Source organism: Hydrogenophaga pseudoflava, from assembly GCF_031020795.1.
GTDB classification, from domain to species: domain Bacteria; phylum Pseudomonadota; class Gammaproteobacteria; order Burkholderiales; family Burkholderiaceae_C; genus Hydrogenophaga; species Hydrogenophaga pseudoflava_A.
Genome location: NZ_JAVHJP010000002.1, coordinates 603,189 through 629,193, shown reverse-complemented (window position 1 = coordinate 629,193; position 26,005 = coordinate 603,189). Strand labels below are relative to the sequence as shown.

Annotated in this window: 24 protein-coding genes and 1 tRNA gene; 19 read left to right on the top strand and 6 right to left on the bottom strand. The window is 66.9% G+C overall.

All coding sequences use genetic code 11. The features are described from left to right. Positions 1 to 4: 4 nt before the first annotated feature. The 5 genes from lptF to RCO38_RS08730 are packed head-to-tail and all read left to right on the top strand — an operon-like array spanning position 5 to position 4,735. Positions 5 to 1,123 (top strand): LPS export ABC transporter permease LptF, encoded by a 1,119-nt coding sequence (lptF, locus tag RCO38_RS08750; RefSeq protein WP_308327908.1) that lies wholly within the window; start codon positions 5 to 7, stop codon positions 1,121 to 1,123. After that, positions 1,120 to 2,238 (top strand): LPS export ABC transporter permease LptG, encoded by a 1,119-nt coding sequence (gene lptG / locus RCO38_RS08745; protein WP_308327907.1) that lies wholly within the window; start codon positions 1,120 to 1,122, stop codon positions 2,236 to 2,238. Before lptF ends, lptG begins: the two co-directional genes overlap by 4 nt. A 5-nt stretch (positions 2,239 to 2,243) precedes the next feature. After that, positions 2,244 to 2,609, top strand: a complete 366-nt coding sequence (locus RCO38_RS08740) for a sirohydrochlorin chelatase (RefSeq protein ID WP_308327906.1) — start codon at positions 2,244 to 2,246, stop codon at positions 2,607 to 2,609. Continuing rightward, on the top strand, positions 2,606 to 3,550 hold the full coding sequence (locus tag RCO38_RS08735; protein ID WP_308327905.1) for a CysB family HTH-type transcriptional regulator: 945 nt from the start codon (positions 2,606 to 2,608) through the stop codon (positions 3,548 to 3,550). The genes RCO38_RS08740 and RCO38_RS08735 overlap by 4 nt, the downstream gene beginning before the upstream one ends. Before the next feature lie 3 nt (positions 3,551 to 3,553). Further along, positions 3,554 to 4,735 (top strand): pyridoxal phosphate-dependent aminotransferase, encoded by a 1,182-nt coding sequence (locus RCO38_RS08730; protein ID WP_308327904.1) that lies wholly within the window; start codon positions 3,554 to 3,556, stop codon positions 4,733 to 4,735. Positions 4,736 to 4,744: 9 nt separating this feature from the next. On the opposite strand, the gene RCO38_RS08725 is transcribed toward RCO38_RS08730, so the two are convergent. The 3 genes from RCO38_RS08725 to hrpA form a co-directional block, all read right to left on the bottom strand. Then, positions 4,745 to 5,341, bottom strand: a complete 597-nt coding sequence (locus RCO38_RS08725; RefSeq protein ID WP_308327903.1) for a (2Fe-2S)-binding protein — start codon at positions 5,339 to 5,341, stop codon at positions 4,745 to 4,747. Next, the gene (locus tag RCO38_RS08720; protein WP_308327902.1) at positions 5,338 to 5,466 is read right to left on the bottom strand and encodes a twin-arginine translocation signal domain-containing protein; all 129 of its coding nucleotides are present in this window, start codon (positions 5,464 to 5,466) and stop codon (positions 5,338 to 5,340) included. The genes RCO38_RS08725 and RCO38_RS08720 overlap by 4 nt, the downstream gene beginning before the upstream one ends. 71 nt (positions 5,467 to 5,537) lie before the next feature. Then, positions 5,538 to 9,470 (bottom strand): ATP-dependent RNA helicase HrpA, encoded by a 3,933-nt coding sequence (gene hrpA, locus RCO38_RS08715; RefSeq protein WP_308327901.1) that lies wholly within the window; start codon positions 9,468 to 9,470, stop codon positions 5,538 to 5,540. Positions 9,471 to 9,544: 74 nt separating this feature from the next. Between hrpA and argA the strand changes: the two genes are divergently transcribed. Then, entirely contained in the window at positions 9,545 to 10,885 is a 1,341-nt protein-coding gene (gene argA / locus RCO38_RS08710; protein WP_308327900.1) for an amino-acid N-acetyltransferase, read from the top strand. Between the two features lie 150 nt (positions 10,886 to 11,035). Here the strand turns inward: argA and RCO38_RS08705 are convergent, their stop codons facing one another. Next, a complete protein-coding gene (locus RCO38_RS08705) occupies positions 11,036 to 11,539 on the bottom strand; it encodes a disulfide bond formation protein B (RefSeq protein WP_308328076.1) in 504 nt (167 codons plus the stop codon). Positions 11,540 to 11,620: 81 nt separating this feature from the next. After that, entirely contained in the window at positions 11,621 to 12,397 is a 777-nt protein-coding gene (locus RCO38_RS08700) for a ferredoxin--NADP reductase (protein ID WP_308327899.1), read from the bottom strand. Positions 12,398 to 12,688: 291 nt separating this feature from the next. On the opposite strand from RCO38_RS08700, the gene RCO38_RS08695 reads away from it, so the two are divergent. Together RCO38_RS08695 and RCO38_RS08690 are read left to right on the top strand one after the other, a co-directional pair. Then, entirely contained in the window at positions 12,689 to 12,967 is a 279-nt protein-coding gene (locus tag RCO38_RS08695; protein WP_308327898.1) for an oxidative damage protection protein, read from the top strand. Between the two features lie 21 nt (positions 12,968 to 12,988). After that, a complete protein-coding gene (locus RCO38_RS08690) occupies positions 12,989 to 14,149 on the top strand; it encodes an FAD-dependent oxidoreductase (RefSeq protein ID WP_308327897.1) in 1,161 nt (386 codons plus the stop codon). A gap of 6 nt (positions 14,150 to 14,155) precedes the next feature. Here the strand turns inward: RCO38_RS08690 and RCO38_RS08685 are convergent, their stop codons facing one another. After that, the gene (locus tag RCO38_RS08685; RefSeq protein ID WP_308327896.1) at positions 14,156 to 14,947 is read right to left on the bottom strand and encodes a hypothetical protein; all 792 of its coding nucleotides are present in this window, start codon (positions 14,945 to 14,947) and stop codon (positions 14,156 to 14,158) included. Positions 14,948 to 15,054: 107 nt separating this feature from the next. Here RCO38_RS08685 and RCO38_RS08680 point away from each other — a divergent pair, with 107 nt between their 5' ends. The 11 genes from RCO38_RS08680 to RCO38_RS08630 all read left to right on the top strand — a co-directional run bounded on the left by RCO38_RS08680 (position 15,055) and on the right by RCO38_RS08630 (position 25,987). Beyond that, on the top strand, positions 15,055 to 15,846 hold the full coding sequence (locus RCO38_RS08680) for a sulfite exporter TauE/SafE family protein (protein ID WP_308327895.1): 792 nt from the start codon (positions 15,055 to 15,057) through the stop codon (positions 15,844 to 15,846). A gap of 22 nt (positions 15,847 to 15,868) precedes the next feature. Next, positions 15,869 to 17,650, top strand: a complete 1,782-nt coding sequence (locus RCO38_RS08675; RefSeq protein WP_308327894.1) for a nitrite/sulfite reductase — start codon at positions 15,869 to 15,871, stop codon at positions 17,648 to 17,650. Between the two features lie 17 nt (positions 17,651 to 17,667). Further along, entirely contained in the window at positions 17,668 to 18,051 is a 384-nt protein-coding gene (locus RCO38_RS08670; protein WP_308327893.1) for a DUF934 domain-containing protein, read from the top strand. 17 nt (positions 18,052 to 18,068) lie between these two features. Continuing rightward, the gene (locus RCO38_RS08665; protein ID WP_308327892.1) at positions 18,069 to 18,692 is read left to right on the top strand and encodes a phosphoadenosine phosphosulfate reductase family protein; all 624 of its coding nucleotides are present in this window, start codon (positions 18,069 to 18,071) and stop codon (positions 18,690 to 18,692) included. Positions 18,693 to 18,727: 35 nt separating this feature from the next. Continuing rightward, a complete protein-coding gene (cysD, locus tag RCO38_RS08660; RefSeq protein WP_308327891.1) occupies positions 18,728 to 19,672 on the top strand; it encodes a sulfate adenylyltransferase subunit CysD in 945 nt (314 codons plus the stop codon). A 42-nt stretch (positions 19,673 to 19,714) separates the two neighbouring features. Continuing rightward, complete coding sequence (locus RCO38_RS08655) at positions 19,715 to 21,019, top strand: sulfate adenylyltransferase subunit 1 (RefSeq protein ID WP_308327890.1); 1,305 nt, start codon at positions 19,715 to 19,717, stop codon at positions 21,017 to 21,019. A gap of 114 nt (positions 21,020 to 21,133) precedes the next feature. After that, positions 21,134 to 21,463 (top strand): ferredoxin FdxA, encoded by a 330-nt coding sequence (gene fdxA, locus RCO38_RS08650; protein ID WP_308327889.1) that lies wholly within the window; start codon positions 21,134 to 21,136, stop codon positions 21,461 to 21,463. An 11-nt stretch (positions 21,464 to 21,474) separates the two neighbouring features. Beyond that, positions 21,475 to 22,539, top strand: coding sequence for an NAD(P)/FAD-dependent oxidoreductase (locus RCO38_RS08645; protein ID WP_308327888.1), 1,065 nt, complete (start codon positions 21,475 to 21,477; stop codon positions 22,537 to 22,539). 67 nt (positions 22,540 to 22,606) lie between these two features. Continuing rightward, positions 22,607 to 22,682: transfer RNA gene (locus RCO38_RS08640), tRNA-Asn, on the top strand. A gap of 246 nt (positions 22,683 to 22,928) precedes the next feature. Next, entirely contained in the window at positions 22,929 to 24,443 is a 1,515-nt protein-coding gene (locus tag RCO38_RS08635; RefSeq protein WP_308327887.1) for an ATPase domain-containing protein, read from the top strand. After that, positions 24,440 to 25,987, top strand: coding sequence for an ATP-binding protein (locus tag RCO38_RS08630; protein WP_308327886.1), 1,548 nt, complete (start codon positions 24,440 to 24,442; stop codon positions 25,985 to 25,987). Before RCO38_RS08635 ends, RCO38_RS08630 begins: the two co-directional genes overlap by 4 nt. The last annotated feature ends 18 nt before the right edge of the window (positions 25,988 to 26,005 follow it).

Genomic DNA, 26,005 nt, shown 5'->3' with positions numbered 1-26,005 from the left:
TTCGATGTTATTCCATTCCTCCATTCGCACCGAGCTGGCACGCAGTTTCGGCGCCACCCTGGTGGTGCTCTTCACCATCGTGCTGACGGTGCTGCTGATCCGCACGCTGGGCCTGGCCTCGCGCGGCAGCGTGAACCCGGAAGAGGTCATGCTGGTGCTGGGCTACACGGTGCTCGGCTACACCCAGACCATCCTCACGCTGGCACTCTTCATCGCCATCGTCTCCACCCTCTCGCGCATGTACCGCGAGAGCGAGATGATCATCTGGTTCTCCAGCGGGCGCTCCCTGGGGGGATTTCTCAGTCCGGTGATGCGGTTCGCCTGGCCGGTGCTGCTCGTGATCGTTCTGCTGGTGCTGTTCGTCTGGCCATGGGCCAATCAGCAGACCGCCGAACTGCGCAACCGCTTCGAAAACCGCGGCGACCTTCAGCGCATCGCACCCGGACAGTTCCAGGAGTCGTCCAGCGGCCGGCGGGTGTTCTTCATCGACAAGGACACGGCCGACGGCACCGAAGGGCGCAACGTCTTCATCTCCAGCATCGAGAAGAACGGCAACGAGACCGTCACCTCGGCGGTGTCCGGCCGCATCGAATGGCAGGGCGACCGCCAGTTCCTGATGCTCAACAACGGCCAGCGCCTCGAAAGCGACCCCAAGACCGGCCGCATCAAGGTCAGCCAATTCGAACAATACGGCGCACAGATCGGGGCCGCTTCCTCCTACATCCGCGGGGGCCAGGCGCTCAAGGCGCGCAGCACCGTGGCGCTCATCCAGGACCCCACGCCGGCGCACATGGGTGAACTGGGCTGGCGCATCGGCGTCGCGCTCACGGCGTTCAACCTGGTCTTGCTCGGTGTGGCGACCACGGTCAGCAACCCGCGCGCCGGCCGCAGCGGCAACCTCCTGTTCACCCTCTTCGCCTTCATCGTCTACTTCAACCTGCTGAACGTCGGCCAACGGTGGGTGACCGCCGGCCAGGTGAACTGGCTGACGCTGACCGTTCTGCTGCACGGGTCGGTGTTCATGTTCAGCGCCTTGTGGCTGGCCAAGCGCCACCACAACGTGCACTGGCGCAACTGGCTGGACCAGGTGACGCGCGGCGGTGCCGCAGGGGCCCCGGCATGAAAACGATCCGCCGACTGATCTACGGCGAGGTGCTGATCGCCACGGCGTATGTGCTGTTGGCCTTCCTTTCGCTGTTCTTTTTCTTCGACTTTGTCGAAGAACTGGCGGCGATCGGCCAGCCCTCGCGCCTGGACCCCAAGGTCACCTACGAGTTGACGCACGCCATGCTGTACGTGGCGCTGCTCATGCCCAGCCGCATCTACGAGCTGCTGCCGATCTCGGTGCTCATCGGCTCGGTGGCTGTGCTGGCGCGGCTGGCCCAGAGTTCCGAATACACCATTCTGCGCACCAGTGGACTGGGGCCCTGGAAAGCCCTGCGCACACTGCTGGGCCTGGGCCTGCTGTTCGTGGCACTCACCTTCGCCGTCGGAGACTATGTCGCACCGATTGCCGACAAGACGGCGCAGCTGCTCAAGGCCCGGTACCAGGGCAAGCTGAGCCTGGGCCAGACCGGGGCCTGGCTCAAGGAGCGTCAGGCGCACAGCAACTTCTCGGTCAATGTGGGCTCGCTCTCGCCCTCCGGCGAGCTGGGCGAGGTGAGGATCTTCGAATTCGACAACCAGGGCCTGCTGGTGTCCACCGTGCAGGCCGAGCAGGGAAGAATCGAAGGGAACGGCACATGGACCCTGCACGAGGTGGTGCAGAGGGAGTTTGACGTGGCGGGCCAGCAGTCGGCCCGCATCGTCCGCAGCCAGCACGGGGCGTTCTCCTGGCCCAGCTCGATTTCTGCTGAGATGGTGTCGGTGGCGCTGCTCAAGCCGGACCGCATGCGCACGACCGATCTCTACGCCTACGTGCAGCACCTGGAAGCGAACGGCCAGACCGCGCAACGCTACGAGATCGAGTTCTGGCGCAAGGTGTTCTATCCGCTGTCCTGTCTGGTGATGGTGGTGCTGTCCCTGCCGTTCGCCTACCTGCATTTCCGCAGCGGCGGCATCACCGGCTACGTGTTCGGCGGGGTGATGATCGGGATCAGTTTCTTCCTGCTGAACAACGTGTTCGGCTACATCGGCAATCTCAACCATTGGCGCCCCTGGCTCGCGGCGGCGTCTCCGGCCATCATCTATTCGTTCCTTTCGCTGGGGGCGTTTGGCTGGCTGGTGCTCCGGCGGTAGTTCTCATGCTGGGCGTCATTGTTTTTGCGCACGGCTCACGCGACCCGCTGTGGCGGGCGCCGGTCGAGTCGGTGGCCCGGCAGATCCGCGATACCGCCCCCTCGGTCCGGGTGGTCTGCGCCTATCTCGAACTGAGCGAACCCGATCTTCCCACCGCGGCGGCGCAGCTGGTGAGCCAGGGGGCGTCGCGCATCCGGGTGCTGCCGCTGTTCTTCGGCATGGGCAAACATGCCCGCGAGGACTTGCCAGTCCTTTTGGAGCAGTTGGCGCGCACCCATCCGGGCGTGCACTTCGAACGCCTCGCCACCGCCGGCGAGGACCCTCGCCTGACCGCCCTGCTCGCACAGATTGCGCTGGAACCCGTCCGATGAACCTGCACCAGTTCCGCTTCGTCCAGGAGGCCGTGCGCCGCAACCTGAACCTCACCGAGGCCGCCAAGGCGCTGCACACCTCCCAGCCCGGGGTGTCCAAGGCCATCATCGAACTCGAAGAGGAACTGGGCATCGAGATCTTTGCCCGGCACGGCAAACGCATCAAGCGCATCACCGAACCCGGTGCGCAGGTGCTCAAGAGCATCGAGGTGATCCTGCGCGAGGTCAACAACCTCAAGCGCATCGGCGAGCAATACGCGGCGCAGGACAGCGGCACGCTCTCGATCGCCACCACGCACACCCAGGCGCGCTATGTGCTGCCAGGACCGGTCGCCAGGCTGCGTCAGGCCTACCCCAAGGTGGCCGTCAGCCTGCACCAGGGCTCGCCCGACCAGGTCGCCAAGATGCTGATCGAAGAGGTCGCCGAAATCGGGGTCGCCACCGAGTCGCTCACCAACTACCCCGATCTGGTCACCCTGCCCTGCTACGAATGGCAGCACGTGCTGGTCTTTCCCTACGACCACCCGCTGGTCGCACAGGAACGCATCTCGCTGGAGGACCTGGCGCATGTGCCGCTCATCACCTACCACCCGAGCTTCACAGGCCGCACCCGCATCGACCAGGCCTTCGCGCTGCGGCACCTGCGACCCAACATCGTGCTCGAAGCCATCGACTCGGACGTGATCAAGACCTACGTGAAGCTGGGCATGGGCGTGGGCATCGTGGCCGAGATGGCCATGCAGGGCGACAACGCCAGCCCCGACCTGGTGGCCCGCCCGGGGGCCCAACTGTTCGGCCACAACCTGGCGCGCGTCGCGTTCAAGCGCGGCAGCTACCTGCGGCAATTCGTGCTGCGCTTCGCCGAACTGCTCAGCGACCGGCTCTCGCGCGACCTGATCCTGCGCGCCATGGCCGGCAACTCCGACGAATACGACATCTGATTCATGGACACCGTCACCGCTCCCCGCACGCCGTCGCTGACCTCCCGCCTGCCCGCCGTCGGCACCACCATCTTCACCGTCATGTCGGCGCTCGCCGCCGAAGTGGGTGCGGTCAACCTCGGCCAGGGTTTCCCGGACTTCGACTGCGACCCGGCGCTGGTGGATGCCGTCACCCGCGCCATGCAGGCCGGCCACAACCAGTACCCACCCATGCCCGGTGTGACGGCGCTGCGCCAGGCCATGGCGGCCAAGATGCAGGCGCTGTACGGTCTTCGCTGCGACCCGAACACCGAAATCACCGTCACCGCTGGCGCGACCCAGGCCATTCTCACCGCGATCCTGGCCGTCGTGCACCCGGGCGACGAGGTGATCGTGCTCGAGCCCTGCTACGACAGCTACGTACCCAACATCGAACTGGCGGGTGGCAAGGTGGTGCGCGTGCCGCTGGTGCCCGGCAGCTTCCGGCCCGACTTCGATGCCATCGCCGCCGCCATCACGCCGCGCACCCGCGCGCTCATGATCAACAGCCCGCACAACCCCAGCGGCCAGGTCTGGAGCGCCGAAGACATGCGGCGACTCGAAGCACTGCTGGAGCCGACCGATGTGCTGCTGATCAGCGACGAGGTCTACGAGCACATGGTCTACGACGGCCAGCAGCACCAGAGCGCGGCGCGCTTTCCGGGCCTGGCCGCGCGCGCCTTCATCATCAGCAGCTTCGGCAAGACCTACCACGTCACCGGCTGGAAGGTCGGCACCGTGGTGGCGCCTGCGCCGCTGACGGCCGAGTTCCGCAAGGTGCACCAGTTCAACGTGTTCACCGTCAACACGCCCATGCAGCACGCGCTGGCCGCCTACATGGCCGACCCGGCGCCGTACCTGCAGCTCAGCGCCTTCTACCAGCGCAAGCGCGACCTGTTCCGCGAAGGCCTGGCGCAGACGCGTTTTCGCCTGCTGCCCGGCCAGGGCACCTACTTCCAGTGTGTGGGCATCGAGAGCCTCGCGGTGGCCGAACGCGACCTGCCCGAAGGCGAGTTCTGCCAGTGGCTCACCCGCGAGATCGGCGTGGCCGCCATTCCCCTTTCGGCCTTCTACGGCAACGGGTTCGACCAGAAAGTTGTGCGCTTCTGTTTCGCGAAGAAGGACGAGACGCTGAAGGCGGCACTGGAGCGGCTGGCCCGCCTCTGACGCGCCGACTCAGCAGCGCACCGGGTTGCGGCAGAAGCGCACCAGCTCGCGCACCGTGCTGCGCCCAGCCACCGGCTGTCGTGCCTTGGGGCCGACGTCCAGACTCAGCTTCACTTCGTACTTGCGGAAGAACTCGTCGAAGAGTTCACCGCCCAGCGTGCCGGTTGCCGTCAGCGAATCGGTCCGGGCGTCGTGCTCCAGCAGCACGGCGCACAGCGGTTGTTCCGCCGGACCGCCCAGCACCTGGGCACCGCGCGCGGGGTCGTACTGGCTGTGGTCGGCGCAGCAATGGATCAGGTCGTTGCCGTGGCTGGGTGTCTTGGGGTTGAGCACCGGCCCCTTGCGGAAGCTGATGAAACTCAGGTCCTTCGTCGGGTAGACCAACTGGTGGGCACAGATGGCGCTGAAGGCCACCACGCTGCGGCGTGGTCCCACGCCGCCGGGCCACTGGTAGTCCTGCTGGCCCTTGGTCCTGAGGGACAGCGGCGCCGCCGCCTTGCCCAGGTCCAGCAGGAACACCGGCGTGGCCTCGAACGGGTAATGGAACACGTAGTTGGTCTGGGTCCGCAGTTGCGACGCCTTGACCGGATCACCCAGCTCGTTCACCAGCAGCGCCCTGGCGTAATGGCGTGGCGTGGCGCGGCCTGCGCCGCCCAGCTGCCGGTGCTCAGGCTGGCAGCGAGGGCACCGCCCCCCAGCGCACAGCCTTCCACAAAGTCACGTCGATCCATCGGCACCTCCATGACACGAAGGCGCCAGTGAAGCGCAGCCCGGGCGCTCCTGTCAACAGGGCTGCGCCGGATCAGGTGTTGAGCTGGGACCAGGCCTTGTCCAACCGCTTGATGCTCACCGGCTGCGGCGTGCGCAGTTCCTGGGCAAAAAAGCTCACGCGCAGCTCTTCCAGCAGCCAGCGCAGCTCCTGCAGCCGCGCGTCCTGCGCGCCCTTGCGCTCGGCCACCAGGCGCCAGAAGCGCTGGTCCTGCGGTCGCAGTTCGGCGAACTTGGCGGCGTCGCGCGCCGGGTCGCTGCGCAGCTTGTCCAGCCGCAGCTGCACCGCCTTGAGGTAGCGCGGGAAGTGCTGCAGCTGCGCAAAGGGCGTTGAACTCAGGAAGGTCTTGGGGACCAGGCGCTGCAGCTGCTGCTGCACATCGGTCGCCACGTCGGCCGGCGGGCGGCTGTCCTTGAGCTTGCGGGCGGCGGCCGCGTGTTCGGTCAGGATCACGCCCGCCTGTCGCGCGATCTCGTTGGCGATCAGGGTCAGGCGCCCGCGTCCCTCGTCCACGCGCGCCTTGAAGGCGGCGGCGTCGGCCGGCAGCGGGTCGGACAGGAAGGCCCGGTCCAGCGCCAGGTCCAGGATCTGGTTCTTCAGTTCGTCCAGCGTGCCTCCAGTGCCGCCGCTGTCGGTCTTGCCCACGTTCATGTAGGCCACGCCCATGGCCTGCAGGCCCGGCAGGTTCTTTTCCAGGTACTTCAGCGCGTCCCGGATCTGCAGCGCGAACAGGCGCCGCAGGCCGGCGCGGTGGCGGGCCTGCGCGACCTCGGGTTCGTCGAACACCTCGATGCGCACCGCGTCGCCGTCGTCGATCAGGGCCGGGAAGCCGATCAGGGTCTGGCCGCCCTTGCGGATCTCCATCAGCTCGGGCAGTTCGCCGAAGTCCCAGGCGGTGTGGCGCTGCTCGGCGCTGGACGCCTTCGAGGCGGGCGCAGCGGGCGCCTTGGCCTTGTCCGGGGCGGGCACACGGCGCGCGTGGTCGGCGGCTGGCGCCGGGGTCGGTGCCGCCGGCGCACCGGCCGGTGCCGTGATGTCCTGGAGCTTGAGGGACGCCAGCGCCTGGAAGGCTCCGCGGGCCTTGGAACCCAGCTCGGCCTTGAGCGCGCCCAGGTTGCGCCCCTGCCCCAGCTGACGCCCGTGTTCATCCACCACGCGCAGGTGCATGAAGTGGTGCGCCGGCAGCATGTCGACCTTGATGTCGTTGCGCTGCACCGGCAGTTGCGTGGCCTCGCGCACCAGCTTGAGCAGCGCGTCCATCAGGTTGCCGCTGGCAAACACCTCGGGCTGGCACAGGGCCTCGGTCATCTTCTCGGCGGTGGCCGGCAGCGGCACCAGGCGCGAGCGCGGGCGCTGGTGCAGGGTCTTGAGCAGGGCCTGCACCTTGTCCTTGAGCATGCCGGGCACCAGCCAGTCGCAGCGGTCTTCGCTGACCTGGTTGAGCGCGAAGATGGGCACCGTCACGCTCACGCCGTCGCGCGGGTCGCCGGGCTCGTGCAGGTAGGCGGCGGCGCAGTCCACGCCCCCCAGTCGGATGGTCTTCGGGTAAGCCTGCGTGGTGATCCCCGCGGCCTCATGGCGCATCAGCTCTTCGCGGGTGAGGAAGAGCAGCTTGGGGTTCTCGCGCGAAGCGTCGCGCCACCAGCGCTCGAAGTCGGCGCCCCCGCACACGTGGGCCGGGATCTGCTGTTCGTAGAAGGCGTAGATGAGTTCGTCGTCCACCAGCACGTCCTGCCGGCGCGCCTTGTGCTCCAGCTCCTGCACCTCGCGCACGGTGCGGCGGTTGGCGGCCAGGAAGGGCAGCTTGCTGTCCCAGGTGTCCTCGTGCAGGTGGCCCACCAGGGCTTCGCGGATGAACAGCTCGCGCGCACCGGCCGGGTCCACCTTGCTGTAGTCCACGCGGCGTTGTTGGTAGACGATCAGGCCGTAGAGCGTGGCGCGCTCATAGGCGCTGACGCGGCCGGCCTTCTTTTCCCAGTGCGGGTCCAGCACCTGCTTCTTGAGCAGGTGCGCGCCGACGTGTTCCAGCCACTGCGGCTCGATGTTCGCAATGCCACGACCGAACAGGCGTGCGGTCTCCACCAGCTCGGCGCAGACGATCCAGCGGCCGGGCTTCTTGCTCAGGTTCGCGCCGGGGTGGCGGTGGAACTTGATGCCGCGCGCCCCCAGGTACCAGTCTTCGGTGTCGTTCTTCTGGCCGATGTTGCCCAGCAGGCCGGCGAGCATGGACAGGTGGAGCTGTTCATAGCTCGCGGGCGCGGTGTTGATCGACCACTTGTGCTCGGCCACCACGGTGTGCAGTTGCGAATGGATGTCGCGCCATTCGCGCACGCGGCGCACGTTGATGTAGTGCTCGCGCAGCAGGTTCTCGTACTGGCGGTGGCTGAGCTTGTGGTCCTTGCCGTGGCCACCTTTGCTGTCCTCCAGCCACTTCCAGAGTTTGAGCGTGCCGGTGAACTCGCTCTTCTCGTCGTCGAACTGCTTGTGCGCCTGGTCGGCCTGGGTCTGCTTGTCCATGGGCCGGTCGCGCACGTCCTGCAGGCTCAGGGCCGAGGCGATCACCAGCACCTCGTCCAGCGCGCCGCGGTCGCGCGCTTCGAGCAGGATGCGGCCCACGCGCGGGTCCAACGGCAGTTTGGACAGTGTCCTGCCGACCGGCGTGAGCTCGTTGGCCTCGTCCACCGCGCCGAGTTCGGCCAGCAGCTGGTAGCCATCGGTGATGGCGCGGCGCTGTGGCGCTTCGAGAAACGCGAAGTCTTCCACCGCGCCCAGGTGCAGCGCCTTCATGCGCAGGATCACGCCCGCCAGCGAGCTGCGCAGGATCTCGGGGTCGGTGAAGCGCGAACGGCCGTTGAAGTCGGCTTCGTCGTACAGGCGGATGCAGATGCCGTCGGCCACGCGGCCGCACCGGCCGGCACGCTGGTTGGCCGCGGCCTGGCTGATCGGTTCGATCAGCAGCTGCTCCACCTTCTGGCGGAAGCTGTAGCGCTTGACGCGCGCCGTGCCGGCGTCGATGACGAAGCGGATGCCCGGCACCGTCAGCGAGGTCTCGGCCACGTTGGTCGAGAGCACGATGCGGCGCTGGCCGTGCGGCTGGAAGATGCGGTCCTGCTCGGCCTGCGACAGGCGTGCGAACAGAGGCAGCACTTCGGCGTTGCGCAGCGCGGGCTGGTGGGCCAGGTGCTTGCGCAGGTGGTCGGCGGCCTCGCGGATCTCGCGTTCACCCGGCAAAAACACCAGGATGTCTCCGCCCGGGCCCGCCCCCCCACGCCACAGCTCGTCCACGGCGTCGGCGATGGCGTTGTTCAGGTCGTATTCGCGGCTTTCCTCGAAAGGCCGGTAGCGCACTTCCACCGGGAAGGTGCGGCCGGACACCATCAGCACCGGCGCCTTGCCTTTGCTGGAAGCGAAGTAGTCGGCGAAGCGGTCTGCGTCGATGGTGGCCGAGGTGACGATGACCTTCAGGTCCGGCCGGCGCGGCAGCAGCTGGCGCAGATAGCCCAGCAGGAAGTCGATGTTGAGCGAGCGCTCGTGCGCCTCGTCGATGATCAGCGTGTCGTAGGCCTTGAGGTCCGGGTCGGTCTGCGTCTCGGCCAGCAGGATGCCGTCGGTCATCAGCTTGACCGAGGCGTCCTTGGAAAGCCGGTCCTGGAAGCGCACCTTGTAGCCCACCACCTCGCCCAGCGGGGTCTTGAGTTCTTCGGCGATGCGCTTGGCCACGCTGCTGGCCGCGATCCGCCGCGGCTGGGTGTGGCCGATCAGCTGGCCGCGCTGCCCCGCCTTGGCATTGACCCGGCCGCGCCCCATCGCCAGCGCAATCTTGGGCAACTGCGTGGTCTTGCCCGAGCCGGTCTCGCCGCAGACGATCACCACCTGGTGGTCGCGGATGGCCGCCTCGATCTCCTGCCGGCGGGCGGAGACAGGCAAGGCTTCGGGGAACTCGATGTGCAGCGGCGCAGAGGACAAGGGGGAACTTCAGTCAAAATCAGGCAACCGGCGATTATCCCGCGCGCCCCGTCCGTCTGCCCCACCCGCCCCACATGTCCACCGTCTTCAATTTCACCTTCGTGCCCTGGTTCCGTTCGGTGGCACCGTACATCCACAAGTTCCGCAACCAGACCTTCGTGATCGGGCTGACCGGCGAGGCCATCGACGCCGGCAAGCTGGCGTCCATCGCGCAGGACATCGCGATGATCCAGGCCATGGGCGTGAAGATCGTGCTGGTGCACGGATTCCGCCCGCAGGTCAACGAACAGCTGCGCCTCAAGGGCCAGGAAGCGAAGTACTCGCACGGCATGCGCATCACCGACCCGGTGGCGCTGGACTGCGCGCAGGAAGCCGCCGGCCAACTGCGCTACGAGATCGAGGCCGCGTTCAGCCAGGGCCTGCCCAACACACCCATGGCCGGCGCGAGGGTGCGCGTGATCTCGGGCAACTTCATCACCGCACGACCGGTGGGCCTGATCGACGGCGTGGACTTCCAGCACTCGGGCCTGGTGCGCAAGGTGGACACAGAGGGTATCCAGCGCACGCTGGACATGGGTGCGCTGGTGCTGATCTCGCCGTTTGGCTTTTCGCCCACCGGCGAAGCCTTCAACCTGAGCATGGAGGACGTGGCGACCTCGGTGGCCGTGGCCCTGCAAAGCGACAAGCTGATCTTCCTGACCGAGATCCCCGGCATCCGCGTCGATGCCAACGACCCGGAGAGCGACATCGACACCGAGCTGCCGCTGGCCGACGCCAAACGCCTCATCGCAAGCCTGCCTGCCGCCACTGTGCCGACCGATCCGGGGTTCTACCTGCAGCACTGCGTGCGCGCCTGCGAAGGTGGGGTCGAGCGCAGCCACATCATTCCGTTCAAGCTGGACGGCTCGCTGCTGCTGGAGATCTATGTGCACGACGGCATCGGCACCATGGTGGTCGACGAGAAGCTGGAGAGTGTGCGCGAGGCCACCATCGACGATGTCAGCGGCATCGTGGCGCTGATCGAGCCGTTCGAGAAGGACGGCACCCTGGTCAAGCGCGACCGCACCGAGATCGAACGCGACGCCGGCAACTACACCATCATCGAACACGACGGTGTGATCTTCGGCTGCGCGGCGCTCTATCCCTACCCCGAGGAGCGTACCGCGGAAATGGCGGCTCTCACCGTCTCGCCGCAGAGCCAGAGCCAGGGCGACGGCGAGCGCCTGCTCAAACGCATCGAGACGCGCGCCCGCGCCCAGGGCCTGCAGAGCATCTTTGTACTCACCACCCGCACCATGCACTGGTTCATCAAGCGCGGCTTCGTGCAAGTCAATCCCGACTGGCTGCCCGAGGCGCGCAAACGCAAGTACAACTGGGACCGCCGCAGCCAGGTGCTGGTCAAGAAGCTGAGCTGAGCAGGTCCTTTCCAGCGTCGCAGGCCAAGGGACCGTCCGCAAGAACGGCGGCCGAAGTTCGCAATGCCGCTTCAGGGAGCGGAAGGCGCACCGCTCAAGAGCGATGAAAGGAGCGCGCCTGGTGAGCGCCCAGGTTCCGCGATTCTCTGATCAGGCCCGGCGGCGCAGCAGCAGCGCCGCCGCCAGCGCCGCGATGCCGGCGAAGCAAAGGAAGGACCAGTTCGCAATGGACAGGCCCAGGAAGGTCCAGTCGATCGCCGAGCAGTCGCCGCTGCCTTTGAAGATCATGGGAATCGCGCGCTTGAGCGGGAAGGACTCGATCATTCCGTAGAAGTCCCGCCCGCAGCTGAGCACTTCGGGCGGGTACCACTGCAGAAAGCTCTGCCGTGCGGCCACGAAGGCGCCGCCCAGCGCCAGGCCCCCCATCAGAGCGATCGCCACCGGGCGGCCCCGGCCGGTCATCGACGCGCCGACGCCCGCGACGATCGCCACCAGGATCAGCGCGTAGCGCTGCACGATGCACATCGGGCAGGGTTCAAGCCCCACCACGTGCTGCAGGTACATGCCGAAGGCCAGCAGACCGACGCAGGCGGCGGCAACCAGGGCCAGCGCGCGGCGCGGGTGCCGGTCAAGAAAATCGAAGGCGGGGGTCAGGAAGCTCAAGAAAACTCCAGAAGATGAAAAAGGCGCTGCGGGTGGACCCGGCCAGCGCCTTCAAGTTCCAGCGACGGGCGGTCAGCCGTTGTCGGCGAACGCGCGCTCGATCACGAACTGGCCTGGGCGCGTGGTGTTGCCCTCTGCGAAACCGCGCTTCTCGCACAGCGCCTTGAGGTCACGCAGCATTTCGGGGCTGCCGCAGATCATGACGCGGTCTTCGGCCGGGTTCAGCTCGGGCAGCCCGGTGTCCTTGGCGATCTGGCCGCTCTCAATGATGTTGGGGATGCGGCCCTGGTGCACGAAGGGCTCGCGCGTCACGGTGGGGTAGTAGATGAACTGCTGGCTCACCATCTCGCCGAGGAACTCGTGCTGCTTGAGCTGGTTTTCCAGCATGTCGCGGTAGGCCAGTTCCTTGACTTCGCGCACGCCGTGGATCAGCACGACCTGCTCGAATTTCTCATAGGTTTCGGGGTCGCGCACGATGGAGAGGAACGGCGCCAGCCCGGTGCCCGTGGCCAGCAGGTACAGGCGCTTGGCCGGCAGCAGGTAGTCGATCAGCAGGGTTCCCGTGGGCTTCTTGCCGACGACGATGGTGTCGCCCACCTGGATGTGCTGCAGGCGGCTGGTCAGCGGGCCGTCGGGCACCTTGATGCTCAGAAACTCCAGGTGCTCTTCGTAGTTGGCGCTGGCGATCGAGTAGGCCCGCAGCAGCGGCTTGTCGTTCACCCGCAGGCCGATCATGGTGAAGTGGCCATTGGAAAAGCGCAGCGCCGTGTCGCGCGTGGTGGTGAAACTGAACAGTCGGTCGGTCCAGTGGTGAACGCTCAGGACGCGCTCTTCCAGAAATGCACTCATGGTCTTGATGGAGATGGGCCCGGCCGGGACGCCGGACTTGGAAACAAAAACAGTTCGCGATTGTAGAAGTCGGGTTCCGGTGCGTCTTGCGATAAATCAGGAACTGGCACCGGCGCCCGGAGGGGATTCGCTTGCACTGGGTATTCGTTGCTACAGTGGAGCCCCTCTTGCAAGCCCCCTGCACCATGCAACCCCGGTCTTGCTGGCTGCGCGCATCATGCCGACCCAGGGTTAATACTGGAACGAATAGTTTTTCATTTTACTTAGACACCTAGAGAATAAGGAAACCCCATGGCACGTACCGTTCACTGCATCAAGCTCGGCAAGGACGCCGAAGGCCTGGACTTTCCGCCCTACCCCGGCGAGCTCGGCAAACGCATCTATGAAAGTGTGAGCAAGGAAGCATGGGCCGCCTGGCTCAAGCACCAGACCATGCTGCTCAATGAAAACCGCCTCAACCTGGCCGATGCCCGTGCCCGCCAGTACCTCGCCCGCCAGATGGAAAAGCACTTTTTTGGCGAAGGCGCCGACGCCGCGGCGGGCTACGTGCCTCCCAGCGATGCCCAGTAAGTCCGCTGGCCGCACCCCCTTGTGACATCCGAATCCCGCCATGCGCTGGTGCTCGGGGCCGGCCTGGCCGGGGCCGCCTGTTGCGCGGCCCTCACCCGCCGAGGCTGGCGGGTTGAGCTGATCGAACGGGACCGCCGGCCAGCCCAGGGGGCTTCCGGCCTGCCAGTGGGCATGCTCAGCCCGCATGTCACGCGCGCCCCCACCCCGTTGTCCCGCCTCTGCACTCTGGGGGTGGCCGATGCACGGTCCCAGCTGGAACGTCTGGTGCCCCAGGGCCATGGCTGGCAGGCCACGGAAGTGGACAACCTCGGCCACGACCCCGGCCGCTGGCCCGCGGCGGTGGTCCGACCTTCCGCGTTGGTCCAGGCCTGGCTGGACGAGGCGCGGGCCTCCGGAGGACTGAGCACCCGCTTCGATGCCGGCGTGACCCACCTGGTCCACGAGCACGGGCAGTGGGTGGCGAAGAACACAGCCGGCGTGCGGCTCGGCGCCGCACCGGCCGCGGTGGTGGCCACCGCCTACGGGGCGCTCCCTCTGCTCGAAGGCATCATGGGAGCCGGCTCCGGCGCCGTGCCCCTGCGCCCGGTCAAAGGACAGCTGACGCTGGCCGCTCTGGACGCGCCACCACTGGCCCCCCGGCCCATGCGCAACAACGGGGTTTTCGTGCCGGCCTACCAAGACGCCGGTCTCGCGCCGGACTGGCCGTCCCGCGTCTGGGCCATGGGATCTACCTACGAACGCGGTCGCGACGACACCATGGTCGAGACGGCCGCGCACGAGCGAAACGCAGCCAGTCTCGAAGAGATGCATGCGGCCGCGGCGGCCGAGCTGCGGCGCTGCGCCCGCGAAGGACGCCTGCTCGGATGGTCCCAGGTCCGCTGCGCGTCTCAGGACCGGCTTCCAATGGTAGGCGCTGCGCCGGACCTCCAAGCCCTGCACGACCTTTTCAGCGCCGCGGGCGCTCGGCGAGGCAGGATTCCGCTGTCGCAGACGCCGCGCCTGCCCGGCCTGTTCATGCTCACAGCGCTCGGGTCTCGCGGCCTGACGCTGGCCCACTGGTGTGCCGACTGGCTGGCCGGACGTATGAGCGGCGAGCCTTCGCCATTGGCTGAACAGGATCTGGAGAAAGCGCTCGACCCGGCCCGGTTTGTCTGGAAGGCCGCCCGCCGGCAACCGGCCTGATCCGGCTCAGGCCAGCAGCTCCAGCCAGCGGCGCCACTGGGCTTCCTGCAGCGGCCGCCCGACCAGGGCGCTGATACCGGTCCGCTCGGTGTCCCGCTTGAGCCGCCGGCGGTTCAGCCAGGGCGCCAACGGATCGGCGTGCTCGCTCACCCCCACGGTCAAGGCATTGGCGTTGTGCTGGGCAAACAGGCGCGCCAGCTGCCAAGTGTCCACGTGGTGCTCGTCGAGATCGAACACGCCACAGGCGTAGCGGTGCCGCCCGATGCATTCGAGCGCAATTTCGGTGCTGTCCGCCTCGTCCACCTCAGACACGCCCACCCCTTGCAGCCAGACCTTGATCGGCCTCCGTTCGGCCGCAGCGCCCACGATCAGCGCACGCCTGTTTGGTGGCGCCGAATCGGCTTCCAGGGCGCCCGGCTGTGTCACATCCAGGTCGAGAAAGCCCGAATCCAGCTGTCGGGCCGCAAACACCGCGTCGAGGTCATTGAGCATGGCGGCCCACTGGATTGGCCGCTGAAGCACCCGCCAGGCATGCGCTGGCGCCTGGGGGCCGACCCAGATCAGCCTCTGCCCCTGCGGCGTCTCACGGGCATGCGACAACACGGCCTCAGCCGCGTCTCCATCCACCAGGACCACCTCTGCCAGCCGGGTTGGGGCCGGAGCACCAGGCGCGGTCAGCGGCACCCAGGGGGCATAACTGAGCTCGCGTTCTTCGGACAGCCGGAACACCGTATTCAGCGCGTGTCGCTCCACATCACTGAAACCGACCACCTGCACATGAATCCGCTGCTTGACCATCGCCGCATGTTACCCACGAATCCCGACGCCACTGATAACCAGAGGGAATATATGAACAACCAAAATGTCGTTTGAGATATATGGACCACTGCGTACAGTCGCGCTCCATGTCCGAACTCGCTTTTGTCTTCGCCGGTTTTTTCGTGGGCCTCGTCGTGGGCCTGACCGGCGTGGGCGGCGGGTCGCTGATGACGCCGATCCTGATCTTTTTCTTCGGGATCAAGCCCTATCTGGCCGTGGGCACCGACCTGCTGTTCGCCGCCGTGACCAAGGCGGGCGGCACGGCCAATCTGGCGCGGCAACGCCTGGTGCCCTGGCGTGTGGTGGCGCAGCTGTGCGCCGGCAGCATTCCGGCAGCACTGGCCACATTGTGGGTGCTGCACCGTGTCGGCCCCGCCAATCCTGCCGTGCAGTCAGTCATGACCCACACCCTGGGCATCGCGCTGCTGCTGACAGCCGCCGCCATGCTCTACAAGGCTGCCCGCGGCAAGGTGCTGCCGCGCAGTCTGCCCGCGGCGGAGATCGACAACGCCACTCACGCCCGCCACTGGAGCCTGCCGGTGCTGTTCGGTGCCGTCATCGGCACCCTCGTGACGCTGACCTCGGTCGGCGCCGGCGCCATCGGTGTGTCGGTGCTGCTGCTTCTGTTCCCGCTGCTGCCGCTGCCGCGCATCGTGGCCGCTGACATCGCCTACGCCGTGCCGCTGACCCTGGTCGCCGGCCTGGGCCACGCCAGCCTCGGTTCGGTGGACTGGCCACTGCTGGGCAAGCTGCTGGCCGGCTCGCTGCCCGGCATCTGGCTGGGCACCCGCCTGATGCGCCACACCCCCGAGCGCCTGGTGCGCTCCCTGCTCTCGCTGCTGCTGGCCTACGCCGGCACCAAGCTGATCGCTTTCTGATTTCCGCCTTCCCACGACAGCCATGTACCAGTACTCCGATTTCGACCGCCAGTTCGTCCACCAGCGCGCCGCCCAGTTCCGCGACCAGCTCGAACGCTTCCAGGCCGGCACGCTGGACGGCGAAGCCTTCAAGCCGCTGCGCCTGCAGAACGGCTGGTACATCCAGCGTTTTGCGCCCATGCTGCGCGTCGCCGTGCCGTACGGCGAAATCAACAGCGCCCAGCTGCGCGTGCTGGCCCGGCTGGCCCGCGACTTCGACCACAAGGAGGCGCACGACACCTCCAAGGCCAACGCCGCCCTGGCCGACGTTCCCAGCCTGCCGGACCGCTGCGCCCACTTCACCACGCGCCAGAACGTCCAGTACAACTGGATTCCGCTGCACCGCGCGGCAGACGCCATGGACCTGCTGGCCAGCGTGAACCTGCACGGCATCCAGACCAGCGGCAACTGCATCCGCAACATCACCACCGACGCCCTGGCGGGCATTGCGGTCGATGAGGTGGCCGATCCGCGCCCCTTCGCCGAAATCATGCGCCAATGGAGCACGCTGCACCCCGAGTTCGCGTTCCTGCCCCGCAAGTTCAAGATCGCCATCACCGGCGCCCGCGAAGACCGCGCCGCCACGCCCTGGCACGACGTGGGCTTGCGCCTGCTGCGCAATGTCGATGGCGACCTGGGCTTTCAGGTCCGCGTGGGTGGCGGCATGGGCCGCACTCCGATCATCGGCTCGGTGATCCGCGAGTTCCTGCCCTGGAACCAGATCCTCAACTACCTCGAAGCCGTGGTGCGCGCCTACAACCGTTTCGGCCGCCGCGACAACAAGTACAAGGCCCGCATCAAGATCCTGGTCAAGGCCGAAGGGCAGTCCTTCACCGATCAGGTCGAGGCCGAGTACCGCGACATCGTGGAAAAGGACGGCGCGCCCCATACCATCACCCAGGCCGAACTCGACCGCGTGAGCGCCTTCTTCGTGCAGCCCACCCTCAGTTGCGACCGCAAGAGCGCCGACGCCAAGATCGCCAACATCCTCAAGGCCGCGGCCGAGGACGACATCGAGTTCAGCCGCTGGCTGACCCGCAACGTCAAGCCGCACCAGAACCCCGATCTGCGCGCCGTCACCCTGTCGTTCAAGCGCCTGGGTTCGGCGCCCGGCGACGCCACAGCCGAGCAGCTGGAGCGCGCGGCCGAGCTGGTGGACCGCTTCTCCTGCGGCGAAGCACGCGTGACCCACGAACAGAACCTGTTGCTGCCCTGGGTCAGCTGCGACCAGCTGCCCGAGCTGTGGCGCGAGGCGCGCCGCCTGGGCCTGGCCAAGCCCAACATCGGCCTGCTGTCCGACATGATCGCCTGCCCCGGCGGCGATTTCTGCGACCTGGCCAACGCCCGCTCGCTGCCCATCGCGCAGGCCCTGCTGGCCCGCTACCAGGACCTGGACGAGCTGCACGACCTGGGTGAGATCGACCTGCACATCAGCGGCTGCATCAACAGTTGCGGCCACCACCACAGCGGCCACATCGGCATCCTGGGCGTCGACAAAGACGGCCAGGAGTGGTACCAGGTCACGCTGGGCGGTTCCGACGGCACGCGCCTGTCGGGCGAAGCGGTGCCGGGTAAGGTGATCGGTCCTTCCTTTGCGGCCGACGAAATGGTCGACGTGATCGAGGCGTTGATCGATACCTTCCGCGCCCAGCGCCAGCCGGCCGAGACCTTCGTCAACACGGTCAAGCGCGTGGGCATCGAGCCCTTCAAGACCGCCGCCAACGCGGTGCGCGTGGCCACGGCCCGCACCCCGGTCGCCGCCTGAACGCACGAGTCAACGACATGAAATCCACGATCCAACTCTTCAAGGCCGACAGCTTCAGCGCCGACGAGGCCGGCACCCTGACCTTGCCCAACGACGCCGACCCGCGCGAGGCCTCGCTGGACGGCGTCCACACCGTGCAACTGCAGTTCCCCTCGTTTGCAGACGGCCGTGCCTTCAGCCAGGCCTTTCTGCTGCGCCGCCGCCTGGGTTTCACCGGACAGATCCGCGCGGTGGGCGACGTGCTGATCGACCAGCTGGCGCAGATGCAGCGCAGCGGTTTCACGCAGGCCGTGCTGCGCGCCGACCAGAGCATCGAACACGGACAGAAGCTGCTGGCCCAGTACGACGCCTACTACCAGGGCGATGCCGTAGACACCCGCCCGCATTTCGCCGCCGCCTGAGCACCCGGACGAACACCATGAGCACCATCGATCTCGCCAAAATCAACGCCGACATCGGCCGCGACGCGCCCGCCCTCGTGAAGTGGGCCCTGGGCCTGAACCAGCCGGCCATCGTCACGACCAACTTCCGCCCCTTCGAGGCCGTGATCCTGCACCTGGTCACCCAGGTCAACCCGGACGTGCCCGTGGTGTGGATGGACAACGGCTACAACACCGAGGCCACCTACCGCTTCGCCGACGAGGTGACGAAGCAGCTGAAGCTGAACCTGAAGATCTACCTGCCGCGCCGGTCGCGCGCGCACCGCGAAGCCGTCGAAGGCCCGACGCCCGCGCTGGACGATCCGCGCCACGCCGCGTTCACCGAAGAGGTCAAGCTCGAGCCCTTCGCCCGCGCCCTGCGCGAAACCGCGCCCAAGGTCTGGTTCACCGCCCTGCGCGCCACCGACACCGCCGTGCGCGCCCAGATGGACCCGGTGAGCATCAACCCGGACGGTCTGATCAAGGTCGCGCCGCTGCTGCACTGGACCTCCAAAGACCTGTACCACTACTGCGAACTGCACGGCCTGCCCAACAACTTCGACTACGTGGACCCGACCAAGGGTGAAGAGAACCGCGAGTGCGGCCTGCATCTGGCGCATTGACGCCCGGCCTACCGAACCGACTGCCGAAACCCATCATGAACGCCCGTACCGACTCCGCCGTGCTGCAATCCGCCGAACACCACCTGAGCAACGCCCACCTCGACGCGCTCGAAGAGGAAACCATCTTCATCCTGCGCGAGGTGGCCGCCGCTTTCGAGCGCCCCGCCCTGCTGTTCTCCGGCGGCAAGGACTCGCTGGTGATGCTCAAGTGCGCCGAGAAAGCGTTTGGCATCGGCCGCATTCCCTACCCGCTGTTGATGATCGACACCGGTCACAACTTCCCCGAAGTGACCGACTTCCGCGACAGCCGCGCAAAAGAACTGCAGGCCGAGCTGATCGTGCGCAGCGTCGAAGATTCGATGAAGCGCGGCACCGTGCGCCTGGCCCACCCGGGCGAGAGCCGCAACGTGCACCAGTCGGTGACGCTGCTCGAAGCGATCGAAGAGTTCCGTTTCGACGCCCTGATCGGCGGCGCCCGCCGCGATGAAGAGAAGGCCCGTGCCAAGGAGCGCATCTTTTCGCACCGCGACAGCTTCGGCCAGTGGCAGCCCAAGGCCCAGCGCCCCGAGCTCTGGACCCTGTTCAACACCCGCCTGGCCCCGGGCGAACACTTCCGGGTGTTCCCCATCAGCAACTGGACCGAGCTGGACGTGTGGCAGTACATCGAGCGTGAAGCCATCGCCCTGCCCTCGATCTACTACACCCACAAGCGCGAGGTGGTCGACCGCCGCGGCCTGCTGGTGCCGGTGACCGAACTGACCCCGCCCAAGGACGGCGAGACCGTGCAGATCCGCGACGTGCGTTTCCGCACCGTGGGCGACATCACCTGCACCTGCCCGGTGGAAAGCCTGGCCGCCACGGCCGGCGACATCGTGATCGAGACCCTGGCCGCCGACGTGAGCGAGCGCGGCGCCACGCGCATGGACGACAAGACCTCCGAGGCCTCCATGGAGAAGCGCAAGAAGGATGGCTATTTCTGAAGCCGACGCGCCCTCACGACCTGACATCCCCCGAACATTCCCATGAACGCTGTTGTTACCCCCTCCACCGCCGCCGACACCCGGACCGCGCTGAAGTTCATCACCTGCGGCTCCGTCGATGACGGCAAGAGCACCCTGATCGGCCGCCTGCTGGTCGACAGCAAGGCCGTGCTGCAGGACCACCTGGCCGGCGTGCAGCGCCAGGGTGAGACCGACCTCGCGCTGCTGACCGACGGCCTGTCGGCCGAGCGCGAGCAAGGCATCACCATCGACGTGGCCTACCGTTACTTCAACACCGAGACCCGCAAGTTCATCATCGGCGACGCGCCCGGCCACGAGCAGTACACGCGCAACATGGTGACCGCCGCCTCGGCCGCCGACGCTGCGGTGGTGCTGGTCGACGCGACCAAGCTGGACTGGAAGGACGCCGGCCTGAAGCTGCTGCCGCAGACCCGCCGCCACTCGCTGCTGCTCAAGCTGCTGCGTGTGCCCTCCGTCGTGTTCGCCGTCAACAAGCTCGATGCGGTCGAAGACAGCGCCGTGGCCTTCGCCCACATTGCCGGCGCGCTCGCTGCATTCGCCGCCGATGCCGGCATCGCCGTCACCGCCACCGTGCCGGTCTCCGCGCTCAAGGGCTGGAACGTGGTCGACGCGCCGGCGCTGGCCGGCTGGTGCGGCTACAACGGCCCGACCTTGCTGGACATCCTGGAACACCTGCCGGTGACCCGCCCCGACACCGAGTTGCCGCTGGCCTTCCCGGTGCAGTGGGTCGAGAAGTTCTCCTCCTCCTCCGACACCAGCCAGGGCCGCCGCGTGTTCTGGGGCCGCGTCGCCACCGGCACCGTACAACCCGGTCAACAGATCAAGGTGATGCCCAGCGGCCAGACCGCCACCGTGGCCCAGGTGCTCAACCATGTGCGCCAGCCCAAGGCCGTGGCCGCCGGCCACAGCGCCGGAATCGCGCTCGACCGCGAAGTCGATGTCTCGCGCGGCGACTGGCTGCTGGCCGTGAACGAACAGGGCCAATCGCTCGAAGCCAGCCGCGAGATCCGCGCCACGGTCGCCTGGATGGACGACGAGACCCTGGTCGCCGGCCGCGTCTACTGGGCGCTGCACGGCCACCGCTGGGTCAAGGCCAAGGTCAAGCGCATCGTGCACAAGCTGGACATCCACACCCTGGCCGAAGAGGACGCCACGCAGCTCGAACCCAACGCCATCGGCCACATCGAACTGGCGCTGCAGGAGCCGCTGGCCACTGCGCCGTTCGCGCAGTCGCGCGCCCTGGGCTCGCTGGTGCTGGTCGACACGGCCAGCCACAAGACCTCGGGCGCCGTGCTGGTGAACTGAGACGCGCGCCCGGCGCAGGCGGCGTTTAACCAATATCAAGGCCAAGGGCATCCCCAGGCCTTACCCTCCTGCACCGCCTAAAATCACTGGTTTGATCGATTTTTCTCCCACACCATGACCCACGTCGTCACCGAAGCCTGCATCCGCTGCAAATACACCGATTGCGTCGACGTCTGCCCTGTCGACTGCTTCCGCGAAGGCCCGAACTTCCTGACCATCGATCCGGATGAGTGCATCGACTGTGCGGTCTGCATCCCCGAGTGCCCGGTCAGCGCCATCTTTGCTGAAGAAGATCTGCCCAAGGACCAGGTGCACATGACGGCACTGAATGCCGAGCTGGCCAAGCTGCCGAACTGGAAGAGCATCACCAAGCGCAAGGACCCGCTGCCCGACCACGACGAGTGGAAAGACCGCACCGGCAAGCTGTCCGAACTCGTTCGCTGAAACCCGGAGACATGGCGACCGGTGATGTGATCGAAACCGACGCAGTCATCATCGGCGCCGGTCCGGTGGGCCTGTTCCAGGCCTTCCAGCTGGGTCTGCTTGAACTTCGGACCCACATCGTCGACGCGCTGCCCCACCCTGGCGGCCAGCCGGCAGAGCTGTATCCAGACAAGCCGATCTACGACATCCCTGCGGTTCCCGTGTGCACCGGCCAGGAGTTGACCGATGCGCTGCTGCAGCAGGTCCGGCCTTTCGCTCCCTCCTTTCACTTGGGCCAGACGGTCTCCCGTGTCGAACGACAGGGCAACGACCGCTTTCTGCTGACGACCTCGCAACACACCTCGCTGCTGACCCGAACGGTGTTCATCGCCGCGGGTGTTGGTGCCTTTGAGCCGCGCCGCCTCAAGCTGGAGGGCCTCGACGGTTTCGAGGGCTCCCAGCTCTTCTTCTTCCCTCGTTCCCCCGAGCAGGAAACCGGCCGCCGGGTGCTGGTCGTGGGCGATACCGACAGCGCCTTGCGGTGGGCCCTGGCGCTGGTGCAGCAAGGCGGTGTCGATGTGACGCTGATGCACCGCCGCGACGTGTTCCAGGCCGGATCGGAACTGGAGACGCAGATGCGTGCGCTGTGTGCCCAGCGCCGGATGCGGCTGCTGATCGGGCAGGCCACGGCCGTCGAATCGGATGCAGGGCGCCTGAGCACGGTGAACGTGTTGCGCGCCGAGGGCGACACCGAGCGTCTGGACGTGGACAGCGTGTATGTGATGCAGGGGCTGTCTCCGCGTCTGGGCGCGATCACCCAGTGGGGGCTCGCGCTGGAGCGCAAACAGCTGGTGGTCGACACTGAGACCTTTTCCACCAGCGAGCCCGGTATCTTCGCCGTGGGTGACATCAACACCTACCCCGGGAAGAGAAAGCTCATCGTCTGCGGCTTCCATGAGTGCGTGCTGGCGGCCTACGCTGCGGCGTCTCGCGTGGCTTCCGGAAAACCGGTCCAGCTGGAATACACCACCTCCAGCTCGCGCCTGCACCGCCTGCTGGGCGTGGCGCCTGTCGCCCCCGACAACGCAGGCGGCTGACTTTTTTTGAAGATTCCGTGACCGGGCTTCCGGAAAAGCAAAAAAGCACACTATAATTTGAGGCTGTTCCCTGATAGCTCAGTCGGTAGAGCGACGGACTGTTAATCCGCAGGTCCCTGGTTCGAGTCCAGGTCGGGGAGCCAGAAAACACCAACCGCTTAGGTCGCAAGGCCTAAGCGGTTTTTTCTTTGGCGGTTGCAGGCATGGGCGGCAGCGCTTCCAATAGCGAGCGTTCTGTTCGCCATCGCACCGACGCGGGCAGTTCGCTGGTGCATGGTGGAGGTTCAGTGCCCGAGACCCGAACGAGACCGTCAGGTCGTCGGCACTGGAATCGTTTCTTCCGGGCCCGCAGGTTTCCAGTTGGGGCGCCCACCGACTTCCTGAACACCATGCCCAAGGCCCCCCTCCCCTCGGACCCACCCCATGACCTGATCCAGACAGGCGTTCCCGGCCTGGACGATGTCCTGGGCGGCGGACTCACCAAGGGTCGGCTGTATCTGGTGGAAGGCAGCCCCGGCACCGGAAAGACCACGATCGCGCTGCAGTACCTCATGGAAGGTGTGCGCCTGGGTGAACGCGTGCTGTATGTCACGCTGTCGGAAACGGAGACGGAGCTCCAGGGCGTCGCGGCCTCGCATGGCTGGGACCTGAGTGGCATCGAGGCGCGGGAAATGCTCCCGTCGGTCGATCAGTTCCTGCCCGATGAGCTGAACACCCTGTTCCATCCCTCCGAGGTTGAACTCGGTGAAGCCTCGCTTCGCATCCTGGCCGATGTCGAACGGGTGGACCCGAGCCGCGTGGTCTTCGATTCGCTCTCGGAGCTGAGGCTGCTGGCGGGCAACTCGTTGCGGTACCGCCGACAGATCCTGGCGTTCAAACAGTTCTTCTCGCGGCGCAGCTGCACGGTGCTGTTGCTGGACGACATGACGGCGCCCGAGCGCGACCTCCAGGTCCAGAGCATCGCCCACGGGGTGCTTCATCTGGAGCACAACACGCCGGCCTTTGGTGATTCGCGGCGGCGGCTCATCGTCCTCAAGTTCCGCGGCAAGCTGTTTCGCGGCGGCTACCACGACTACCGGATTGCACGGGGCGGGTTTCTTGTCTTCCCGCGCCTGGTCGCGACCGAGCACACGCATGTGGACGACCAGGAGCACCTGAGCAGTGGTGTGAAAGACCTGGACGATCTGCTCGGCGGAGGGCTTCGACGGGGTTCGAGCACGCTGCTGGTGGGCGCACCGGGCACCGGGAAATCAACGGTCGCGATGCAGTTTGCGCTGGCCGCGGCGGACCGGGGCGAATGCGCGGCACTGTTCCTGTTCGATGAAAGCATCGCCACCATGCGCACCCGCACCGAAGGCATGGGCATGCCCTTGTCCGGGCACATGGAGGCAGGTCGCATCAGGGTGTGTCAGGTCGATCCCGCCCAGCTGTCCCCAGGGGAATTCGTGCACGAGATCCGCAGGGCCGTCAGCGAATACCAGGCGAAGGTGCTGGTGATCGACAGTCTAAACGGTTACCTGAACGCCATGCCCGAAGACCGGTTCCTGATCGTGCAGCTGCACGAGCTGCTGACCTACCTCGGCCGTTCGGGTGTGGCCACCATTCTGATCGGCGCCCAGCATGGCATCTTCGGCCTGCAGATGGACACGCCGCTGGACGCCAGCTACCTCGCCGACACGGTGGTGCTGCTGCGCTACTTCGAGGCGGAAGGCGAGGTGCGACAGGCCATCTCCGTGATGAAGAAACGCGGTGGTCAACACGAGCGCAGCATCCGCAGCTTCCGCATGACCGGCCATGGCATCGCCCTGGGGCCGCCGTTGCGGCAGTTTCATGGGGTGCTCAGCGGCGTGCCCGTCTCGCTGGGGGGCTCGGCCCCCGGTCCCGGGAACCCGGGCAGCTCATGAACAGAAGGCCCCCGCACGCGGACGAGTTGCGCGTGCTGCTCAAGCTGGTGACTGAGAAGGACACGGCCATCGTGGTCCCCCTGCTCGCCCGCTCGGGCATCACCGCGCTGGCGTGTTCCGATGCCGCGTCGCTGGCGACGGAAATGTCCAGGGGCGTCGGCACCATGGTCATCGCGGAGGAGCTGCTCGACGACCCGGGCTTTGGGCCGGTGCTGTCGTGGTTGCAGTCGCAACCCCCCTGGTCCGACCTGCCGGTGGTCATCGCGGCCCGTTCGGACCTGGAGTCGCAGGCCATCACCCAGGCGATCGAACGGCTGGGCAACGTGACCGTTCTCGAGAGGCCGATGCGGGTCTCGACCTTCGTGAGCACGGTGCGGTCGGCCCTGGCCGCACGCAGGCGCCAGTACCAGCTGCGCTCCACGCTGGACGGTCTGCGCGAGGCGGATCAGCGCAAGACCGAGTTCCTCGCCACGCTGGCGCATGAGCTGCGCAACCCGCTCGCCCCCGTGCGCACGGCCTTGACCATCGTGTCTTCGCAACAGGTGGAGCCGGAGAAGCTGCGGGGGCTGTACGCGATGATGGACCGGCAGGTCACCCACATGGTCCGCCTCATCGACGACCTGATGGAGGTGTCCCGCATCAGCCAGGGCAAGATCACGCTGCGCACGGCCACCATTGCACTCGATGGCGTGGTGCGCGACGCGGTCGAGGTCTGCCGCCCCCTGTTCGCGGCCTCGAACCAGACGCTGTTCCTGGACCTCCCGCCGACGCCCTGCCACGTGCAGGGCGATGCGGTGCGCCTGACCCAGGTGATCACCAACCTCCTGAACAATGCGTCGAAATTCACCCCTCCGGAGGGACACATCCGTGTCTCGATGCACTCGGACGACCGGTTCGTGCGGGTCGAGATCACCGACTCGGGTATCGGAATCCCCCAGGACATGCTCGAGGCCGTGTTCGGGATGTTCGTGCAGATCCGCGGCAACGCGCGAGGGGAACAGGCCGGGCTGGGCGTCGGCCTGACGCTGGCGCGCGGCCTCGTGGAGCTGCATGGCGGCCGGGTCGGCGTGAGCAGCCCGGGTGTGGACGCGGGCACGACGGTGACGGTGGAGCTGCCCCTGATACCGGCACCGGTCCTTGCGAACACACCCTCATCTACCGCCGACGAATTCAACGTCGGCCAGGGCCACCGGATCCTGGTGGTGGACGACAACCGCGATGCCGCGGATTCCCTGGGGCAGCTGTTCGCCGCGATGGGGGCGGAGGTGTCGGTGGCCTACGGGGGCAAGGTGGCGCTGGACCACATGGCGACGGCCCTTCCTTCGATCGCCTTCATCGACATCGGCATGCCGGACATGGATGGCTACGAGCTGGCCGCCCGCATCCGTTCCGTCGAGGCCTTCTCGTCGGTGGTGCTGGTGGCGCTGACAGGATGGGGCCAGGCCGCCGACAGGGAGCGCATCCTCAGTTCCGGCTTTGAACACCATCTGATCAAGCCGGCGGACTTTCAGCAACTGACGCGGCTCCTGCAGCTCCTGACGTAGCGCTCCGGACAGTGGCGG

Bases quoted from the DNA above. Each gene is read 5' to 3' on its own strand.
- lptF (WP_308327908.1), top strand. From the start codon at position 5: ATGTTATTCCATTCCTCCATTCGCACCGAGCTGGCACGCAGTTTCGGC.
- lptG (WP_308327907.1), top strand. From the start codon at position 1,120: ATGAAAACGATCCGCCGACTGATCTACGGCGAGGTGCTGATCGCCACG.
- RCO38_RS08740 (WP_308327906.1), top strand. From the start codon at position 2,244: ATGCTGGGCGTCATTGTTTTTGCGCACGGCTCACGCGACCCGCTGTGG.
- RCO38_RS08735 (WP_308327905.1), top strand. From the start codon at position 2,606: ATGAACCTGCACCAGTTCCGCTTCGTCCAGGAGGCCGTGCGCCGCAAC.
- RCO38_RS08730 (WP_308327904.1), top strand. From the start codon at position 3,554: ATGGACACCGTCACCGCTCCCCGCACGCCGTCGCTGACCTCCCGCCTG.
- RCO38_RS08720 (WP_308327902.1), bottom strand. From the start codon at position 5,466: ATGGATCGACGTGACTTTGTGGAAGGCTGTGCGCTGGGGGGCGGTGCC.
- argA (WP_308327900.1), top strand. From the start codon at position 9,545: ATGTCCACCGTCTTCAATTTCACCTTCGTGCCCTGGTTCCGTTCGGTG.
- RCO38_RS08700 (WP_308327899.1), bottom strand. From the start codon at position 12,397: ATGAGTGCATTTCTGGAAGAGCGCGTCCTGAGCGTTCACCACTGGACC.
- RCO38_RS08695 (WP_308327898.1), top strand. From the start codon at position 12,689: ATGGCACGTACCGTTCACTGCATCAAGCTCGGCAAGGACGCCGAAGGC.
- RCO38_RS08685 (WP_308327896.1), bottom strand. From the start codon at position 14,947: ATGGTCAAGCAGCGGATTCATGTGCAGGTGGTCGGTTTCAGTGATGTG.
- RCO38_RS08680 (WP_308327895.1), top strand. From the start codon at position 15,055: ATGTCCGAACTCGCTTTTGTCTTCGCCGGTTTTTTCGTGGGCCTCGTC.
- RCO38_RS08675 (WP_308327894.1), top strand. From the start codon at position 15,869: ATGTACCAGTACTCCGATTTCGACCGCCAGTTCGTCCACCAGCGCGCC.
- RCO38_RS08670 (WP_308327893.1), top strand. From the start codon at position 17,668: ATGAAATCCACGATCCAACTCTTCAAGGCCGACAGCTTCAGCGCCGAC.
- RCO38_RS08665 (WP_308327892.1), top strand. From the start codon at position 18,069: ATGAGCACCATCGATCTCGCCAAAATCAACGCCGACATCGGCCGCGAC.
- cysD (WP_308327891.1), top strand. From the start codon at position 18,728: ATGAACGCCCGTACCGACTCCGCCGTGCTGCAATCCGCCGAACACCAC.
- RCO38_RS08655 (WP_308327890.1), top strand. From the start codon at position 19,715: ATGAACGCTGTTGTTACCCCCTCCACCGCCGCCGACACCCGGACCGCG.
- fdxA (WP_308327889.1), top strand. From the start codon at position 21,134: ATGACCCACGTCGTCACCGAAGCCTGCATCCGCTGCAAATACACCGAT.
- RCO38_RS08645 (WP_308327888.1), top strand. From the start codon at position 21,475: ATGGCGACCGGTGATGTGATCGAAACCGACGCAGTCATCATCGGCGCC.
- RCO38_RS08635 (WP_308327887.1), top strand. From the start codon at position 22,929: ATGCCCAAGGCCCCCCTCCCCTCGGACCCACCCCATGACCTGATCCAG.
- RCO38_RS08630 (WP_308327886.1), top strand. From the start codon at position 24,440: ATGAACAGAAGGCCCCCGCACGCGGACGAGTTGCGCGTGCTGCTCAAG.